Source organism: uncultured Brachyspira sp. (assembly GCF_944390595.1).
Classification (GTDB): domain Bacteria; phylum Spirochaetota; class Brachyspiria; order Brachyspirales; family Brachyspiraceae; genus Brachyspira.
Window position 1 is genome coordinate 1 of sequence record NZ_CALXRN010000017.1, and the last position, 15,977, is coordinate 15,977.

A 15,977-nucleotide genomic window follows, 5' to 3' on the forward strand; every position below is an offset into this window, starting at 1 on the left:
CATTTAAATATTTATATATTTCATTTATTCCATTGTTATATTCATCTTTTAATTGATAAGAATCAAAATCAAAATTTATAACATTACCAGTATTTAGTACAGTTCTGTCTCCTGTTCTTTTTACAGTTGCATCAGGAATATCTTTATATTCGCTATTATTATTGTACATAACTGCATGCAGCTGTTTACTAAAAGCCAAAATTACAACATTTTCACTTGTAGTAGAGCATGAAACAGCAAAAAAGAATAAAGAAATCAATATTAATATATTATTTTTCATAATTAAACTTCTTCTAAATTATAATTATCTTAAAGTAAATCTAGCTCCAAGTAAAACTTCATGAGCATCAGTAAAGCCGAAACCTATTATATATCTGTATCCCAAATCTATAGCAAGCCAATCAAATATATTATATACTAAACCTGCATTAACTCCAAATACAAAGGAACTTTTCGTAATAAGTGCATTTCCTATTCCGTCATAATTATACCTAGTTTGGAATAATCTGTTTCCTATTGATAAGCCTATATATATGTTCATAAGAGGTGTTCTTTGGTATAAAACCTTTGATGTAACAGTATCCAATTCGCTATTTTTTAGGAAGAAAACATTAATATCATAATAAATGCTTCCCATTATACTTTGCATAAAATAGCCCTTATCTTTTCCTGCAACCATTCCTTGAAACATATATTCTAAATCAATTCTAAGAGGGATTAATCTTGTTTTTCTAAATAAGTCATATCCCAAAGCAACACCAAACCCTACATAATTATTTTTATCAAGAACAACAGAACCTTTTTTAAGAGTCTCTTCCATATTTGTAGATTTTAAAGCTTCATGCTTAAAATTAAATTTAGGGGCTATATAAATACCTGAAAATGTTGCTGACAATAAAGTTTTATTTGAAAAGGCAACTATAAAAAATAATAATACAATCACTAATCGTTTCATATAACAACCCTTTTATTTTAAGTAAACAAAATTCTTTTTTAATAAATTACTATTAGTACCATTGAAAAAAACAGTACTATTACTAAATAAACTTCTATTAAAACCGCCTAATCCTAAAGAATAATTATTAAACATCATATTATTAGTATTTAAGCTTAAATTAGTCTGAGGCGGATATATCGGTATTTCTATATTAGGTATAGGAACAATAACTAAAGTACCAGTTTTACAGGATGTAAAAATAAATATAGAAATAATAAATAATAAAATAACTCTTTTCATATTTTATTTCCTAAGGTCTGGTAATGGGAATCTTGCAGCTAATGCAAATTCATGAGCTAAAGTCTTATCCAAACTGTATAATAATCTATAGCCTATATCTATATTAAGAAAGCTTGTAACATAAAAATCAAGTCCTAAAGCTGCACCTATTGCAAATGTAGCTTCCGGTTTAGTTACAGTAGCTTTCACTTTTCCGCCGTCTTCAAACCATCTGTCATAAGTATTCACATTTATTTTTGTTCCAATTAGCATGCCTAAATATAATGACATTATTGGTGTTCTTCTGTATATTTCATCTGCTGTTAATACTTTTAATTCGCTCTTTTTTATATGATAAATATGGAAACTGTAATAAGCAGCAGCAAGTATAGTATGCTGAGATTGTTTTAATATGTTATTTAGATGATAATTTCCAGTCATACCGTCTTTAAAAGCATATTCTAATTCTACTCTAACAGGTACAGACTTTTGATATCTGTAAAAATCAAATCCTCCTGAAATACCTGCACCAAGATAATTATTCATTACTCTTTGATTTCTAGAATTACGTATGCCTGAATCATTAAAGTTATAAATTATTTTAGGTGCTATATAAAATGATTCAATTAATGGAAATAGAGACGAACTCATCAAACAAGTTATTATTAATATCAATAAAATTTTTTTCATGATAAAAACCTTCTGTAATTATTAAAAAGATATACCTACAGCCAATCTTGGAAGAGGTATTAATCTGATTCCAGGAGTAAATGAATAACCTATATCAAGCAATGATATATCTATGAAAGGGCGTACACTCCAATCAGCACCCATTTTAGAAAATAAATCTATTCTAAAACCCATTTCCCCGGATATATAAAAATCATATACTGTTGTTCTTTTATATTTAACACTGCCGTCATCTCTTACTTCTTTACCATTAACTATGAATGTGGTCATACCAACTTTAGGCAATAAGAAAAAGCCATTAGGGGTATTGCTCTTATTAAAGTAAAATCTTACTCCTATAGATGCCGGTATTGCTATAGTGCTGCCGTTGTAGAATTTTCCTAATGTAGCAGAACTTATAATATTTCCTGTACTGCTGTCTATTCCAGGTGTACCGTAATCTCCATAATGAGTATCAAAAGCATAGAAACCTAATGTTATGTCCAATGACTGTTTTGGAAGATATGTATAATTATAAGAAAGTCTGATACCAAATTTACCGTCATAGACTTTTCCGCTTGCTCCTTCCTTAGGTTTAAACACTAAATCACTAATAAGAGGTATAGTTCCCATAGAAAACAAAGTAGTACCAAAATCTACCGCAATAGAGTGCTTGAAGTAATCCTGAGCATGTACTATAGAAAAGGAAGTAAAAACTAACAAAGATATAAAAATTATTATTTTTTTAGTATTCATATTTCAAATCCATTAAAATCTTAAACTAAAGCCTATTCTTGGGAATAATGCAAATCTTATATTAGCAACGTATTTTGCCCAACTAGGGAAGCTGTTCCAAGCAGGAATATTAAATGCAGAGAATCCTGCAGTTAATGAAGTAACTCCTCCTGTTACAGTATTGTATACATTTGCTGCCCAAGGTCTTACATAATAACCTATTTCAAGCAATGCTATATCTATAGTAGGTTTAACTCTCCATTCTCTTGTAGGGAATAACTCTATATTCCATCCTATTTCATAAGACACATATAATGCCGCATCATATACAGTGTGATCAGTTTTTATACCTGTTAATCCATTTTCTGTAGAAACAGTATAGAAGAAAGCATCTATACCGAAACGGAATGCATTATAAAACTGTCTTTTAGGTCCGTAGAATTTTACACCGAATGTAACAGGCATAAATATAAATGATGCATTAAACTTTGTATCAGTACCAACTACACCTGAATAATTGCCCTGTCCTAATGCTTCTAATAATTTTCCTGCATTCTCTTTTGAAATAGTTAAATCATAAGTGCTTGAATAAACTCCTATACCGGCTTCCATTGCTATTTGGTTATGAACAAATATGGAATAAGAAATAGCAGGTATATACCAAGCACTTCCTTTAGCATCAGCATAATCAAAATATTTAGCTACATCTCCCAAATTAAATCCAAATAATCCTCCTAAATTAACAGCATTATTTGCTGCTGTATTGAATAATAAAGGAAAATATATAGCTCCGCCCGGATTAAGATTAACACTAATCATTTGTCTTCCCTTTATCCAGCTATAATCCTCTCCTGTTACCTCAGTAGATAAAGGAAGTCCTTTAGCAAATAAGGAAAAACTACTAAATAGAATAATTAATAATATTAAATATTTTTTCATAATAAAACTCGATTATTATTTTATAGCCTGACCATTTGAAAAACCGTTTGAAGATGCTTTCAATATAGCTTCAACTTCTGCTCTTTTATCAGGAGTTAAATTAGTACCTTCAAGTATTTTATCAGAATTGCTTAAATCTATTTTATCAGCACCATTATCTATAACAGCACTTATTAAGTTTCCAATAACAGCTTCTCCGCCTGCATCATCAAGTATATCTAATATAGCATCAACAGCTTCTTTAGCTTGCTGATTCATTTCCATAGCATAAAGCGTATCGCCTACAGGAGTAGTCATTATATATTTTCCATTACTATCTTTATATATTCCGCCTATACCTAGTACAGGTTCTTCAAATGTATAATCTCCGTTAAGAGTTCCTCCATTTGAAATGTTAAGTTTATTGCCGCTTGCACTAGCTCCAGCCCAATTTCCGCTTTGCATTTTAGAAAGTATTAAATCTGCACCTGGTTTTGTGATTTTTACTCCAAAATCTTTAGTACATGAATTTAACGATAAAATTGCTAAAATCAGTATAATAAATGTTTTTCTCATATTATATTCCATAAAATAAGTTATGTTTATATGATAAATCATTATGAAAATAATGCAATATTTTTATAGTAAAATTTTACTTTTTTTGTTAAAAATTGCTAAACATAGCCGTAAAAATTTTGTGAGTTATATATTTTTAATTAGAATTCATAGAAATTATTCTTTCATACTTTGCTGTTTTACTTTTTTGTCTATTATAGATCTGCTTGCAAGCTCATTTTTTATATCGTTAATACTAATTCCTTTTTCAACCATCAATACTAAACTATGGTAAAGTAAGTCTGAAAGCTCATATATAGTTTCTTTATTGCTGTCATTTTTTGCACCTATTATAACTTCTGTGCATTCTTCTCCTACTTTTTTTAATATTTTATCTATTCCGCTGTTAAATAGATACGTTGTATATGAACCTTCTGTTTGGTTAATTTTTCTTCCTCTTATTAGTTCATATAGTTTATCTATAGAAAAGTCTTTATAATCATCTTTAGAAAAGTCTTTATAATCATCTTTTGAATATACTTCATTCATAAAGCATGACTCAGCACCTGTATGGCATGCCGGTCCGTCTTTGATAACTTCTACTACTAATGCATCATTATCGCAGTCGCTTTTGATACATTGTATATGCTGATAATTTCCGGAAGTTTCGCCTTTTCTCCATAATTGCTGTCTGCTTCTGCTGTAAAAACAAGTTTTGCCTTCTTCTATGCTTATTTTTAGACTTTCTTTGTTCATATACGCTAAAGTTAACACTTCTTTGGTATAATAATCTACAACTATAGCTGGTATTAATCCGTTACTATCAAATTTTAAATTATCCATGGGGGTATTGTTCATAAATAAAATCCTTTAAAATATTAATAATAGTATGCTACAATTACGTTTTTTTTGCAATATTTCCTGTAAAAAATTAATATATTTAATTCATATATTTCTTATTTTTAAAATATTAGAAAGTAAAAATTAAATTTGCAAAAAAGATAATTTGTACTAAAATAAATACACTAATGTATAGATAAAAAAGAGGAAGCAATTAAATGGTTTATGATATATTTTCAAATAAATTATCCATAGGATTGATATCTTATATGGTATTTATAATATCTGCAAGTACACATGAATATTCTCATGCTAGAACAGCTTATATGCTTGGAGATGAAACAGCAATGAATTTGGGCAGACTTACACTTAATCCTTTTGCTCATATTGATATATTGGGAAGTGTAATATTGCCTATAATAGCAGCTGTTACTGGAATACCTGTTATAGGCTGGATGAAAGCAGTTCCGGTAAATCCTTATAATTTTAAAAACTATGAAAGAGATCAGGCATTAGTATCATTTGCAGGACCTTTTGCTAATCTTATAATAGCAACTATATCCTTTGTAATAATGAAAATACTTACTATGCCGATAGACGGAACTTTTGTAATATATAAAATTTTAATGTCATTAGAATCTTATAATAATGCTTTTTCTAATTTTGCTATTAATGGAGTTCCTGTAATTTTAACAATGCTTTTTATGTTTTATATGATTAATATAATGCTTATGTTTTTTAATTTATTACCGTTTCCGCCATTGGATGGAGGATGGATATTAAGATTTTTCTTATCTGATAAAGGAAAAAGCACTTATGATAAAGTATATCCTTATGGATTTTTAATACTTTATGCATTGCTGTTTTTTGGAATATTGAGAACAATATTAGCATTTATACAAAATATGTCGCAATATTTTTTGGGTAAATCTACTATAGGTGTAATATTTTCTATTTAACGAATTTGCCTTGCCACCAGTCCCATTTTGGAGAATAAAACATGTATTCTATAGCAAAGTTAAAAGTAGATGTATTAGGAGCATAACCTTTACCCCATACTACTTTATGATATGATACAGTCATGTATAAAAAATCTGATATTGTGGCTTTGAATTTTACGAAAGGCTCTAAATATGTCATAGAGTAGTCTTTTTTGTATGGAAATACATAAGTTACACCTGTATACAAAGTTATAAATGGAGATGTTATTATTTCTATTGCTCCTACTATTTCTCCTATATTAAATATATCTTCTAATAAATTATCTCTTGTATCAAAAGTGTAGGCAAATAAGAAATTTACTGGTATAACTTTAGGAATTCCTGCTATCATTATTGTCCCGTATATATTTAGAGGATCTTTTACATCCTTATATAAAAAATTATTTTTTCTAAATGTATAGCTTACTCCAAATTTTGCCCCTATAGATAAATACCAATCTAAAAGAGTTGCTTTTACAGAAGTATTAATAGCATCAAATCCGAAACTATCATTCATATTTGTGGCACTTGTCAAATCATTTCTTGAATCCTGCCTTTGATATACAAAGCTTGTAGAGACTCCTATTTCTATAAATTTAATAGGCCTAACTTTAAAATAAGGCATAAATGTAAAATATATATCTCTTCTGCTTATATTTTGATTGTAAGGATCCAATGTATAAAGCTGACCATTAAACCAAGAATTATATTCGCTGAATATTCCTCCTATTCCTACAGAAAACATTTTATTTTTTTCTATAAGAGGGGATATATCAAAATAATAATCATTTCTTTGAGCGAATGAAAATTTTGAAAAACAGAATAGTATAAAAATTGATAAATATAAAATTAAAAATCTATTTTTCATAAAATCTTAAAGGTTTTATTGATCCTTTTTAGGATTTAAGAGTGATAGATTTTTTTCTATATTGTATCTATATCTCAAATCTGTTATTAATAATTGATATTTTTGCTGAGTTTTAGCCTCTATAACTAATGTTTCAAGGGCTTTCTGTGCATCAGCATAAGGTAGAGAATCTATATTATATATTTTGCCGTATTGTTCATAAGCGGCATTAATTTCTTCTTCTGTAGGTTTTGGTATAGTTGTTCTTATAGTTTTATCTATATAGTGTGTAGTAACAGCACTTCTAGTTAAAAAATTCTCTATGGATTTAGCCTGAGGAGTATCATAAAATCCTGTTTTTTTAGCTTCATAGATCATAACTTCTCTAGCCACAAATGCTTTAAACATTCCATCTCTTGCCTGTATTCTTAATGCAGCAGGTATATTTCCTCCTGCCTGTTTCAAAGATTCATTAAACATATTATTAAATTCTGATAATGGAATAGTATGATCTTCAATAGATACACAAGGATCGCTATTTACAGAATATACTAAATTATAATTTGTTTTTGCGGCATCTATAATCTTATCATATTCATTACGCATACGCTCCTGTAAAATTGTAGTTTCTATATCCATAGCAACCTGTTCATAAGTTACATTAGGGCCTACAGCTGCCTGTATACGTGCTTTATTATTATTAAAGAATCTTCTTTTTTCTTCATCAGAAACTACACCGAAATCATCGCTTACTTTTTCCTGCATATATAGCTGTGATATTTGATTGTCTCTTTCTTTAGAGATTAATTTAACGATTTCTTCATCTTTATCATAGCCTTCTTCTACAGCTTTCATGTACATTAATTCCTGTTCTATAAGCTGAGAAGCAAACTGCCATAATTGAAGATCATTTGTAAGTATAATATTTACAGCTTCTTCCGGAGCTCCTCTTAGTATAGAAAGATTTGATATTTCAGAAAGACAATTTTCAACTGTAATGAGTTTTTTTACATTACCTTCTGCATCTCTTATTCTTATAACCCAATTAGAATCGTCCTGAGAATATACAAAATTAAATAATAAAGTAATAAATGAAACTATAAATAATACCTTTCTTAACATATATAAAAAATCCTATTATAAATCAAAATCATCATCTGTTGTATTTTTTTTATTTCTTCCAGTGAATAAACTGAATATAGACTGAACAATATTAAATATATTAAAATTATTCATAAAATCTTTAGTAATTATACTAAAGCTATTAACACTCTCAGCTAAATTATTGAATGTATCATGTACAACATCTAAAGTAGATTTAGCTTTGTCTGCTTCTTCATTTACAGTGTTTGTAATATTATTTATTTTTTCACTAATAGATTCAACATTTTCTAAAATTTTATCAAATCTATTAGTGAATCTAAAATAACTAGCAAGCACTACAAAAAATATAGCTAACACTAATATTAGAGTAGATATTGCAATAAAAGCTAATGATATAGCTATAACATTTATTTGAAATGTAATATCCTGCATTACTCTTCTGCTTCTTCGCTAGATTTTTTTCTTCTTTTATCAAAGAAATCGCTAGTTTTTTCTTTTCCTTTTTCAACGAATTCTGAAGTTTTTAAAACTCCTCTGTGATAAAGATCATCTACTTTATATTTTATATTTTCCACAGTTTCTTTAATATCTTCTCTAGTTTCCTCTCCTGCTTTTGGAGCAAATAGTATACCTAATGCTACACCTGCAGTTAAACCCAATAAGAATGAAAATACTCCTGATACTTCTTTAGACATAATAAAATATCCTCCTAGGTTATATAACTTTTGGCTTAATATTAAATTTAATTTTCTTTTTTGTCAACTAAATAAAACGTTTTATAAAACTTATTTTTACATAAAAAGTAATAAAAAATAAATAGTGATATTGTTTTTTTGTACAAAAGTATTAATATTTAATTCAAAATAATTCAAAAAGTTTTGGAGGTTTATTTATGGAATTAAAAGTATTAAATAAACAAAATAATTCTAGAATGTGCTTAGTGTGCGGATTTAAAAATGATTTAAGTTTGAAAGCTGAGTTTTATGAACTTGAAGATAAATCATTATGTGCTTTGGTTACCTTTAGAGATGTTCATCAAGGATATCCTTCCAGAGTGCATGGAGGAATACTTGCTGCGATTTTAGATGAAACTATAGGAAGAGCTATGATGCCTTATACTGGAGAGGAAAAATGGGGTGTTACTATGACTCTTACAACAAAATATAAAAAACCAGTTCCTATTAATGAACAAATAAGAATAGTAGGAAAAATTACTTCCGGAGACGGGAGAGTTTATGAGGGTGAGGGTTATATACTTTTAAATGATGGAAAAATAGCTGTAACCGCTAAAGGTACATATATTTGTATGGGGCTTGATAAAATAGCAGAAATGGATCCTAACAGCGAAGAAGATTGGTTTGTAGAGAAGAAAGAAAGCGACCCTAAAACTATAGATATTCCTTGATAGTTTGCAGTTTTTATATAATGCATGAAAAATATATAAATTATTATTAAGGTTGAATATAATATTATTAGGAAATATAGGTATTATAACTAAAAAATATTTAGGCTACAATGATGATACAGTAACACATTTTTTATAGTCTTATAGAAAATATTATTTATTGAAACTATACTAATTATGATTGTATGTGTAAACAGTTTCAAAGAAAAAATATAGCTTTGATTTAAGCTTTATAATTTTTGTATAGAATAATAATAAAATATTTGAAAAAATATATATCTTTATATGATTATTAATAAAGCATTTAATTCTATGACAAATAGAATAAATTAAAATGTTTTATTTATATATCCAATACAAGAAAAAACAGAAAATAATTTATCTATAGACTTATGATAAAATAATAATATAATTAAGGAAGAAAATATATTATAGCGTATATATATGGTTGCGGTATTATTGTTTAAGAAATTAAAAGTTATACATATACAAAGTTCTTCTATTACATATTATGTAGTTAATTAATTATATTAAGGTATAAGTTATTGTAGGTATTCCATTAGGGTAATTGATTGATATAAACATTTCTTTTTATTTAGTTTTAAGTATTATAATAAATATATTTGACGCATATATAATTTATAGATGAATAAATGTTTTATCTGGGTTTTGATTTTATATAAGAAATTAAAAATATAGTTTATTCATATAATTTATTACAGATATAAAAATAATAATAGTATAAAATTTTAGCAACATGCGGCTGCTTCTAATCAGTATATGATTTTTATATGTACATCTTTTATAATCTGAATATAGCATGCAGACAAACTAATTAATAAAAAATATTATAATCATAATAGTTTGTTATAATATTTAAAGTCATAAAAAAATTAAAATATAATTTAGTAAAAAAGTGAAAAAAGTATCAAATACTATTGATTTTTTTAGTTTATTGATTTATAATCATCTAACTTTCATAAAAAGCGATTAAAGCGTATAGTATAGTTTCTTAAATTATTAATGCTATAAATGCTCAGTGTGGTTTAATACTGTTTCGTGTTTGAAGTTTTAAAGAATAATTTAGTTATTACCTTTCCGTTAGGATTAGGAATTTAAGAAATAAAATTTGTACAAAAAATAAATATTAGAGGGTTTAGTATTTTATGCCTACAATTAATCAATTAGTAAGAAAAGGTCGCAAGCGTATAATAAACAAAACAAAATCGCCTGCATTAATGAAATGTCCGCAAAGAGAAGGGGTTTGTACTCGTGTAACAACAACTACACCAAAAAAACCTAACTCAGCTATGCGTAAAATTGCTCGTGTAAGAGTAACTAATGGTATGGAAGTAACAGCTTATATTCCTGGTATAGATCACACATTACAGGAACATAACCGCGTTCTTATAAGAGGCGGACGTGTTAAAGACTTACCTGGATGCCGTTATCACATAGTTCGCGGAAGCCGTGAAGCTACAGGTGTTGAAAAAAGAATGAAAGCTAGAAGTAAATATGGTACTAAAAAACCAAAGGCTTAATGGAGTAAAGTAATATGGCTAGAAGAAGAAGAGCACAATCTAGAAAAATAGACGCTGATCCTGTATACGGCAGTGTTGATATAAGTAAATTTATTAATAAATTAATGTATGATGGAAAGAAAAGTAAGGCTGAAAATATATTTTATAAAGCTATAGATGTAGTTAAAGAAAAAACAAATAAAGACGGCTTAGAAGCTTTTAATGAAGCTATAGAAAATATTAAGCCTCGTGTAGAAGTAAAATCAAGAAGAGTAGGCGGTTCTACTTATCAGGTTCCAGTAGATGTAAGAGAAGACAGGCAAAAATCATTGGCGTTCAAATGGCTTATAAACGCTTCAAGAAAAAGAGGCGGCAGAAGTATGGTTGAACGTTTATCAAATGAGATTGTAGATGCTATAGACGGAAAAGGTCAGGCAGTAGCTAAGAGAGATGAAGTTCATAGAATGGCTGAAGGTAACAAGGCATTCGCACACTTTAGGTGGTAGTTTTTAAGGAGTAAGTAAAAAGTGGCACGTCAAATTTCATTAGAAAACACACGTAATATTGGTATTATGGCTCATATTGATGCTGGTAAAACTACTTTAAGTGAGCGTATTCTTTATTTTACTGGTAAGACCCATAAAATAGGAGAGGTTCATGAAGGTGCAGCAGAGATGGACTGGATGGAACAAGAGAGAGAAAGAGGTATTACAATTACTTCAGCAGCAACAACATGTTTTTGGAATGGAAACAGAATTAATTTGATAGATACTCCTGGACACGTTGACTTTACTGTAGAAGTAGAAAGATCTTTGAGGGTATTAGATAGTGCCGTTGGTGTTTTCTGTTCAGTAGGCGGTGTTCAGCCTCAGAGTGAAACAGTTTGGAGGCAGGCAAGCAATTATAAAATTCCTAGAGCTATTTTTGTTAATAAAATGGACAGAATAGGTGCTAACTTCTATGCTGTTTTAGAACAAACAAGAGAAAGATTAAAAGCTAACAGTCACCCAGTAGTTATACCTATAGGTGCAGAAAGTAATTTCGAGGGTGTTGTTGACTTAGTAAATATGAAAGAAGTAATTTGGGTTTCTGAAGACGGCATGAAAATGGAAGAGAGAGAAATCAGACCTGAATTAAAAGAAAAAGCAGAAGAATACAGGAATTCATTGTTAGAAGCAATCGTTGAATACGATGATGATGCTATGAATAAATTTTTTGAAGGTGAGGAAATAGATGTTCCTACTGTAAAAAGACTTATAAGAACAGCTACTTTATCAGCAGAGTTCTTTCCAATGTTCTGCGGAACTGCTTTCAAAAATAAAGGTATTCAAGTATTAATTAACGGTATAGTTGACTATTTGCCATCTCCAGTAGACAGATCAGAAATAGAAGGTACAGATTTAGATGGTAATCCAATAACAAGAAAAATATCAGATGATGAAAAATTCAGTGCATTAGCATTTAAAATAATGACAGATCCTCATGTAGGAAAAATAGCATTCTTCAGAGTTTATTCTGGTATATTAGAAGCTGGTTCTTACGTGTTTAACGCAACAAAAGGAAAAAGAGAGCGTATCGGAAGAATACTTCAGATGCATGCTAATAAAAGAGAAGAAATTGATACAGTATATGCTGGTGATATAGCAGCAGCAGTAGGTCTTAAAGAAACAACAACAGGTGATACTTTATGTCCTGAAAATGCTCCTATAATTTTAGAAGCAATCAATTTCCCAGAGCCAGTAATCAATGTTGCTATAGAGCCTAAAACAAAAGGCGACAGAGATAAAATGTCAGTAGCTTTATCAAGACTTGCTGAAGAAGACCCAACATTCAGAGTAACATTTGATGAAGAAACAGGTCAGACAATTATTGCAGGTATGGGTGAATTACACTTAGAGATTATCTGCGACAGAATGAAAAGAGAATATAAAGTTGAGGCAAATGTAGGACGTCCTCAAGTATCTTATAGAGAAGGTATTAAGAAAACTGTTGAAGTTCAAGGAAAATTTGTACGTCAGTCTGGCGGTAAAGGTCAGTACGGAGATGTATGGTTGAGAATAGGTCCTAATGAACCTAATGCAGGATTTAAATTTAATAATGAAATCGTAGGCGGTGCTGTTCCAAGAGAATATATACCAGCAGTAGAGAAAGGCTGTGTAGAAGCTATGAATACAGGTGTTCTTGCTAATTATCCAATGCTTGATGTTATAGTATCAGCTTATGACGGTTCATTCCACCCAGTAGACTCATCAGAAATGGCATTTAAAATAGCAGCTTCAATGGGATTCAAAGATGGATGTAAAAAAGCAGATCCATATTTATTAGAGCCTATGATGACAGTAGAAGTTGTAACTCCAGAAGATTATATGGGTGATATAATAGGAGATTTAGCTTCAAGAAGAGGACAGGTTCACGGATTTACAGATAAATCAGGTTATAAATCAATTAATGCTACAGTACCTCTTGCTGAAATGTTTGGATATACAACAAGTATCAGAAACGTATCTCAAGGTAGAGCAAGCTATACAATGCAGTTCTCTCATTACGAGGAAGTACCTAAAAACGTAGCAGATGAAATAATAGGTGCTAGAATGGGTAATAATAAGTAAGTAACATAAATAAAAGGTTACTGATTAGTAAAATAAAAAATAATTCCTAAAGTATAAATAATTGGAGGATTAAAATGGCTAAAGGAACTTACGAAGGTAAAAAAACACACGTTAACGTTGGTACTATCGGACACGTTGACCATGGTAAAACAACATTGACATCAGCAATAACAGCAGTATCATCTGCTATGTTCCCAGCAACAGTACAGAAAGTTGCTTATGACTCAGTAGCAAAGGCTTCTGAAAGTCAAGGTAGAAGAGACCCAACAAAAATATTGACAATCGCAACATCACACGTTGAATATGAATCAGACAACAGACACTATGCTCACGTAGACTGTCCAGGTCACGCTGACTACATTAAAAACATGATCACTGGTGCTGCTCAAATGGACGGTGCTATATTGGTAGTATCAGCAGAAGACGGTGTAATGCCACAAACAAAAGAACACGTACTTCTTTCAAGACAAGTAGGTGTAAATTACATCGTAGTATTCTTAAATAAATGTGATAAATTAGATGACCCAGAAATGGCAGAAATAGTAGAAGCAGAAGTAATAGACGTATTAGATCACTATGGTTTTGATGGTTCTAAAACTCCTATTATTAGAGGTTCAGCTATTAAAGCTATTCAAGCTATTGAAGCAGGTAAGGATCCAAGAACTGATCCAGATTGTAAATGTATAATAGACTTATTAAATGCATTAGATACATATATTCCAGATCCAGTACGTGAAGTAGATAAAGACTTCTTAATGTCAATCGAAGATGTATACTCAATTCCTGGAAGAGGTACAGTTGTTACTGGAAGAATTGAAAGAGGTAAAATCAAAAAAGGTGATGAAGTTGAAATAGTTGGTATTAGAGATACTCAAAAAACAACTTGTACTGGTGTAGAAATGTTCAAGAAAGAAGTTGAAGGTATAGCTGGTTATAACGTTGGATGTCTTTTAAGAGGTATTGAACGTAAAGCAGTAGAAAGAGGACAGGTATTGGCTAAACCAGGTACAATTACACCTCATAAAAAATTCGAAGCTGAAGTATATATCTTGAAAAAAGAAGAAGGCGGAAGACACAGCGGTTTCGTAACAGGATACAGACCTCAAATGTACTTTAGAACAACAGACGTAACAGGAGTAATCAACCTACAAGAAGGTGCTCAAATGATTATGCCTGGCGACAATGCTAACTTAACTATTGAATTAATTACTCCTATCGCTATGGAAGAAAAACAAAGATTCGCTATACGTGAAGGCGGTAAAACAGTAGGTAACGGTGTTGTAACAAAAATATTAGAATAATAGGAAAAATAATGAGGGTATACCTTTGATTAATTAAAGATATACCCTTTAATTAAATTAAGAGAAAGCGAGTAATTCAAGCTATGAAAGAACAGAAAATACGAGTTAAACTAAAAGCCTTTGATATTGAGCTTATAGATCAATCAGCTCAGTCTATAGTTGCTAGTGTAAAGAAAACAGGTGCTAGAGTATCAGGACCTATACCATTGCCTACAAGCATACGTAAGGTAACAGTAATAAGAAGTCCGCATGTAAATATTAAATCAAGAGAACAATTTGAGATGCGTATATACAAAAGATTAATAGATATATTTGATGTAAACTCTCAAACTACAGATTCTCTTAAAAAATTAGCGCTTCCAGCTGGGGTTGATGTTCAGCTTAAATAAGCGTTTAATGAAATATTAAAGATAAAGCTTTACTACGTTTTATCTGTAATAGTTTGATAAGTTAAAGAAAGTAGTAAGTAAAATCATTATAGAGGATTCGCCGATGGTAGGAATAATTGGCAAAAAATTGGGTATGACAACAGTTTTTGATGAAACTGGAAATGCTATAGCAGTAACAGTTGTAGAAGCTGGGCCATGCACAGTTATGCAGATAAGAGATAATGAGAAAGACGGTTATAGTGCTATTCAATTAGGTTATGGTGCCGTAAAAGAAAAGCATTTAAACAAGCCGCAAATAGGGCAATTTAAAAAAGCAAATTTAGAGCCTAAGAAATATTTGAAAGAGTTCAGAATGGACGATGCTAGTTCTTATACAGTAGGTCAGGAGCTTAAAGTAGATATATTTCAAGCAGGCGATTTTATAGATGTTAGTTCTTTGAGTAAAGGTCGTGGTTTTGCAGGTGTAATGAAAAGACATAACTACGACGGCGGTCCTATGAGCCATGGTTCTAACTTCAGAAGAAGAGCAGGTTCTATAGGATGTAACAGTTATCCTGCAAGAGTATGGAAAGGTAAAGGTATGCCTGGACACATGGGCAATGCTTTAACTACTATACAAAACTTGAAAGTAGTTGAAATAAGACCAGATGATAATTTGATTATGATTAAAGGTGCTATACCAGGTGCTATTAACAGCATAGTTAAATTGACATCAGCTGTAAAAAAACGCAATAAGAAAAAGAACTCAATGAATTAATTATGACAGGATGATAAAATGGAAGTAGTAATACTAAATGAAAATGGAGATAGCGTAGGCAATTTAGAGGTTGTTGACGAGATATTTAAATCAGAAGTTAACAATAATCTACTTTACGAAGCAATCAAAAAT

General features: G+C 30.0%; 19 protein-coding genes and 2 pseudogenes. 9 read left to right on the forward strand and 12 right to left on the reverse strand.

Going from position 1 to position 15,977, the window contains the following annotated elements; translation table 11 throughout:
• The 8 genes and pseudogenes from Q0J90_RS00930 to hisIE form a co-directional block, all read right to left on the reverse strand.
• Positions 1-280, reverse strand: a pseudogene (locus tag Q0J90_RS00930) (hypothetical protein); the annotation flags it as partial.
• A gap of 24 nt (positions 281-304) precedes the next feature.
• Complete coding sequence (locus Q0J90_RS00935; RefSeq protein WP_297276135.1) at positions 305-955, reverse strand: outer membrane beta-barrel protein; 651 nt, start codon at positions 953-955, stop codon at positions 305-307.
• A gap of 12 nt (positions 956-967) precedes the next feature.
• The gene (locus tag Q0J90_RS00940; protein WP_297276136.1) at positions 968-1,237 is read right to left on the reverse strand and encodes a hypothetical protein; all 270 of its coding nucleotides are present in this window, start codon (positions 1,235-1,237) and stop codon (positions 968-970) included.
• 3 nt (positions 1,238-1,240) lie between these two features.
• Positions 1,241-1,906, reverse strand: coding sequence for a cell envelope biogenesis protein OmpA (locus tag Q0J90_RS00945; RefSeq protein WP_297276137.1), 666 nt, complete (start codon positions 1,904-1,906; stop codon positions 1,241-1,243).
• 21 nt (positions 1,907-1,927) lie between these two features.
• Positions 1,928-2,641 (reverse strand): hypothetical protein, encoded by a 714-nt coding sequence (locus Q0J90_RS00950; protein WP_297276138.1) that lies wholly within the window; start codon positions 2,639-2,641, stop codon positions 1,928-1,930.
• A 12-nt stretch (positions 2,642-2,653) separates the two neighbouring features.
• Positions 2,654-3,559 carry a hypothetical protein gene (locus tag Q0J90_RS00955; RefSeq protein ID WP_297276139.1) on the reverse strand — a complete coding sequence of 302 codons (906 nt, stop codon included), beginning with the start codon at positions 3,557-3,559 and terminating at the stop codon, positions 2,654-2,656.
• 15 nt (positions 3,560-3,574) lie between these two features.
• A complete protein-coding gene (locus tag Q0J90_RS00960) occupies positions 3,575-4,114 on the reverse strand; it encodes a hypothetical protein (RefSeq protein WP_297276140.1) in 540 nt (179 codons plus the stop codon).
• A gap of 156 nt (positions 4,115-4,270) precedes the next feature.
• Positions 4,271-4,951, reverse strand: coding sequence for a bifunctional phosphoribosyl-AMP cyclohydrolase/phosphoribosyl-ATP diphosphatase HisIE (hisIE, locus tag Q0J90_RS00965; RefSeq protein ID WP_297276141.1), 681 nt, complete (start codon positions 4,949-4,951; stop codon positions 4,271-4,273).
• Positions 4,952-5,151: 200 nt separating this feature from the next.
• Between hisIE and Q0J90_RS00970 the strand changes: the two genes are divergently transcribed.
• Positions 5,152-5,892, forward strand: coding sequence for a site-2 protease family protein (locus Q0J90_RS00970; RefSeq protein WP_297276142.1), 741 nt, complete (start codon positions 5,152-5,154; stop codon positions 5,890-5,892).
• Here Q0J90_RS00970 and Q0J90_RS00975 read toward each other — a convergent pair.
• From Q0J90_RS00975 to Q0J90_RS00990, 4 genes are read right to left on the reverse strand one after another with little or no spacing between them, the layout of a single operon-like run.
• Positions 5,885-6,781, reverse strand: coding sequence for a hypothetical protein (locus tag Q0J90_RS00975; RefSeq protein WP_297276143.1), 897 nt, complete (start codon positions 6,779-6,781; stop codon positions 5,885-5,887). The two genes, Q0J90_RS00970 and Q0J90_RS00975, sit on opposite strands and share 8 nt — an antisense overlap.
• A 15-nt stretch (positions 6,782-6,796) precedes the next feature.
• Complete coding sequence (locus Q0J90_RS00980; protein WP_297276144.1) at positions 6,797-7,882, reverse strand: peptidylprolyl isomerase; 1,086 nt, start codon at positions 7,880-7,882, stop codon at positions 6,797-6,799.
• Between the two features lie 15 nt (positions 7,883-7,897).
• The gene (locus Q0J90_RS00985; RefSeq protein ID WP_297276145.1) at positions 7,898-8,296 is read right to left on the reverse strand and encodes a DUF948 domain-containing protein; all 399 of its coding nucleotides are present in this window, start codon (positions 8,294-8,296) and stop codon (positions 7,898-7,900) included.
• Positions 8,296-8,559, reverse strand: a complete 264-nt coding sequence (locus tag Q0J90_RS00990) for a YtxH domain-containing protein (protein WP_028330964.1) — start codon at positions 8,557-8,559, stop codon at positions 8,296-8,298. The genes Q0J90_RS00985 and Q0J90_RS00990 overlap by 1 nt, the downstream gene beginning before the upstream one ends.
• 197 nt (positions 8,560-8,756) lie before the next feature.
• Here Q0J90_RS00990 and Q0J90_RS00995 point away from each other — a divergent pair, with 197 nt between their 5' ends.
• The 8 genes and pseudogenes from Q0J90_RS00995 to Q0J90_RS01030 all read left to right on the forward strand — a co-directional run.
• Complete coding sequence (locus Q0J90_RS00995) at positions 8,757-9,269, forward strand: PaaI family thioesterase (protein WP_297276146.1); 513 nt, start codon at positions 8,757-8,759, stop codon at positions 9,267-9,269.
• 1,166 nt (positions 9,270-10,435) lie between these two features.
• Entirely contained in the window at positions 10,436-10,810 is a 375-nt protein-coding gene (rpsL, locus tag Q0J90_RS01000) for a 30S ribosomal protein S12 (RefSeq protein ID WP_020064458.1), read from the forward strand.
• 14 nt (positions 10,811-10,824) lie between these two features.
• Positions 10,825-11,295, forward strand: coding sequence for a 30S ribosomal protein S7 (rpsG, locus tag Q0J90_RS01005; protein ID WP_297204077.1), 471 nt, complete (start codon positions 10,825-10,827; stop codon positions 11,293-11,295).
• Positions 11,296-11,316: 21 nt separating this feature from the next.
• Complete coding sequence (gene fusA / locus Q0J90_RS01010) at positions 11,317-13,398, forward strand: elongation factor G (RefSeq protein ID WP_297276147.1); 2,082 nt, start codon at positions 11,317-11,319, stop codon at positions 13,396-13,398.
• A gap of 74 nt (positions 13,399-13,472) precedes the next feature.
• The gene (gene tuf / locus Q0J90_RS01015; protein WP_297204083.1) at positions 13,473-14,699 is read left to right on the forward strand and encodes an elongation factor Tu; all 1,227 of its coding nucleotides are present in this window, start codon (positions 13,473-13,475) and stop codon (positions 14,697-14,699) included.
• 83 nt (positions 14,700-14,782) lie between these two features.
• A complete protein-coding gene (gene rpsJ / locus Q0J90_RS01020; protein ID WP_028330951.1) occupies positions 14,783-15,088 on the forward strand; it encodes a 30S ribosomal protein S10 in 306 nt (101 codons plus the stop codon).
• A 103-nt stretch (positions 15,089-15,191) separates the two neighbouring features.
• A complete protein-coding gene (rplC, locus tag Q0J90_RS01025; RefSeq protein ID WP_028330950.1) occupies positions 15,192-15,845 on the forward strand; it encodes a 50S ribosomal protein L3 in 654 nt (217 codons plus the stop codon).
• Between the two features lie 18 nt (positions 15,846-15,863).
• Positions 15,864-15,977 (forward strand): annotated as a pseudogene (locus tag Q0J90_RS01030) (50S ribosomal protein L4); the annotation flags it as partial.

Bases quoted from the DNA above. Each gene is read 5' to 3' on its own strand.
- Q0J90_RS00935 (WP_297276135.1), bottom strand. From the start codon at position 955: ATGAAACGATTAGTGATTGTATTATTATTTTTTATAGTTGCCTTTTCA.
- Q0J90_RS00940 (WP_297276136.1), bottom strand. From the start codon at position 1,237: ATGAAAAGAGTTATTTTATTATTTATTATTTCTATATTTATTTTTACA.
- Q0J90_RS00945 (WP_297276137.1), bottom strand. From the start codon at position 1,906: ATGAAAAAAATTTTATTGATATTAATAATAACTTGTTTGATGAGTTCG.
- Q0J90_RS00950 (WP_297276138.1), bottom strand. From the start codon at position 2,641: ATGAATACTAAAAAAATAATAATTTTTATATCTTTGTTAGTTTTTACT.
- Q0J90_RS00955 (WP_297276139.1), bottom strand. From the start codon at position 3,559: ATGAAAAAATATTTAATATTATTAATTATTCTATTTAGTAGTTTTTCC.
- Q0J90_RS00960 (WP_297276140.1), bottom strand. From the start codon at position 4,114: ATGAGAAAAACATTTATTATACTGATTTTAGCAATTTTATCGTTAAAT.
- hisIE (WP_297276141.1), bottom strand. From the start codon at position 4,951: ATGAACAATACCCCCATGGATAATTTAAAATTTGATAGTAACGGATTA.
- Q0J90_RS00970 (WP_297276142.1), top strand. From the start codon at position 5,152: ATGGTTTATGATATATTTTCAAATAAATTATCCATAGGATTGATATCT.
- Q0J90_RS00975 (WP_297276143.1), bottom strand. From the start codon at position 6,781: ATGAAAAATAGATTTTTAATTTTATATTTATCAATTTTTATACTATTC.
- Q0J90_RS00980 (WP_297276144.1), bottom strand. From the start codon at position 7,882: ATGTTAAGAAAGGTATTATTTATAGTTTCATTTATTACTTTATTATTT.
- Q0J90_RS00985 (WP_297276145.1), bottom strand. From the start codon at position 8,296: ATGCAGGATATTACATTTCAAATAAATGTTATAGCTATATCATTAGCT.
- Q0J90_RS00990 (WP_028330964.1), bottom strand. From the start codon at position 8,559: ATGTCTAAAGAAGTATCAGGAGTATTTTCATTCTTATTGGGTTTAACT.
- Q0J90_RS00995 (WP_297276146.1), top strand. From the start codon at position 8,757: ATGGAATTAAAAGTATTAAATAAACAAAATAATTCTAGAATGTGCTTA.
- rpsL (WP_020064458.1), top strand. From the start codon at position 10,436: ATGCCTACAATTAATCAATTAGTAAGAAAAGGTCGCAAGCGTATAATA.
- rpsG (WP_297204077.1), top strand. From the start codon at position 10,825: ATGGCTAGAAGAAGAAGAGCACAATCTAGAAAAATAGACGCTGATCCT.
- tuf (WP_297204083.1), top strand. From the start codon at position 13,473: ATGGCTAAAGGAACTTACGAAGGTAAAAAAACACACGTTAACGTTGGT.
- rpsJ (WP_028330951.1), top strand. From the start codon at position 14,783: ATGAAAGAACAGAAAATACGAGTTAAACTAAAAGCCTTTGATATTGAG.
- rplC (WP_028330950.1), top strand. From the start codon at position 15,192: ATGGTAGGAATAATTGGCAAAAAATTGGGTATGACAACAGTTTTTGAT.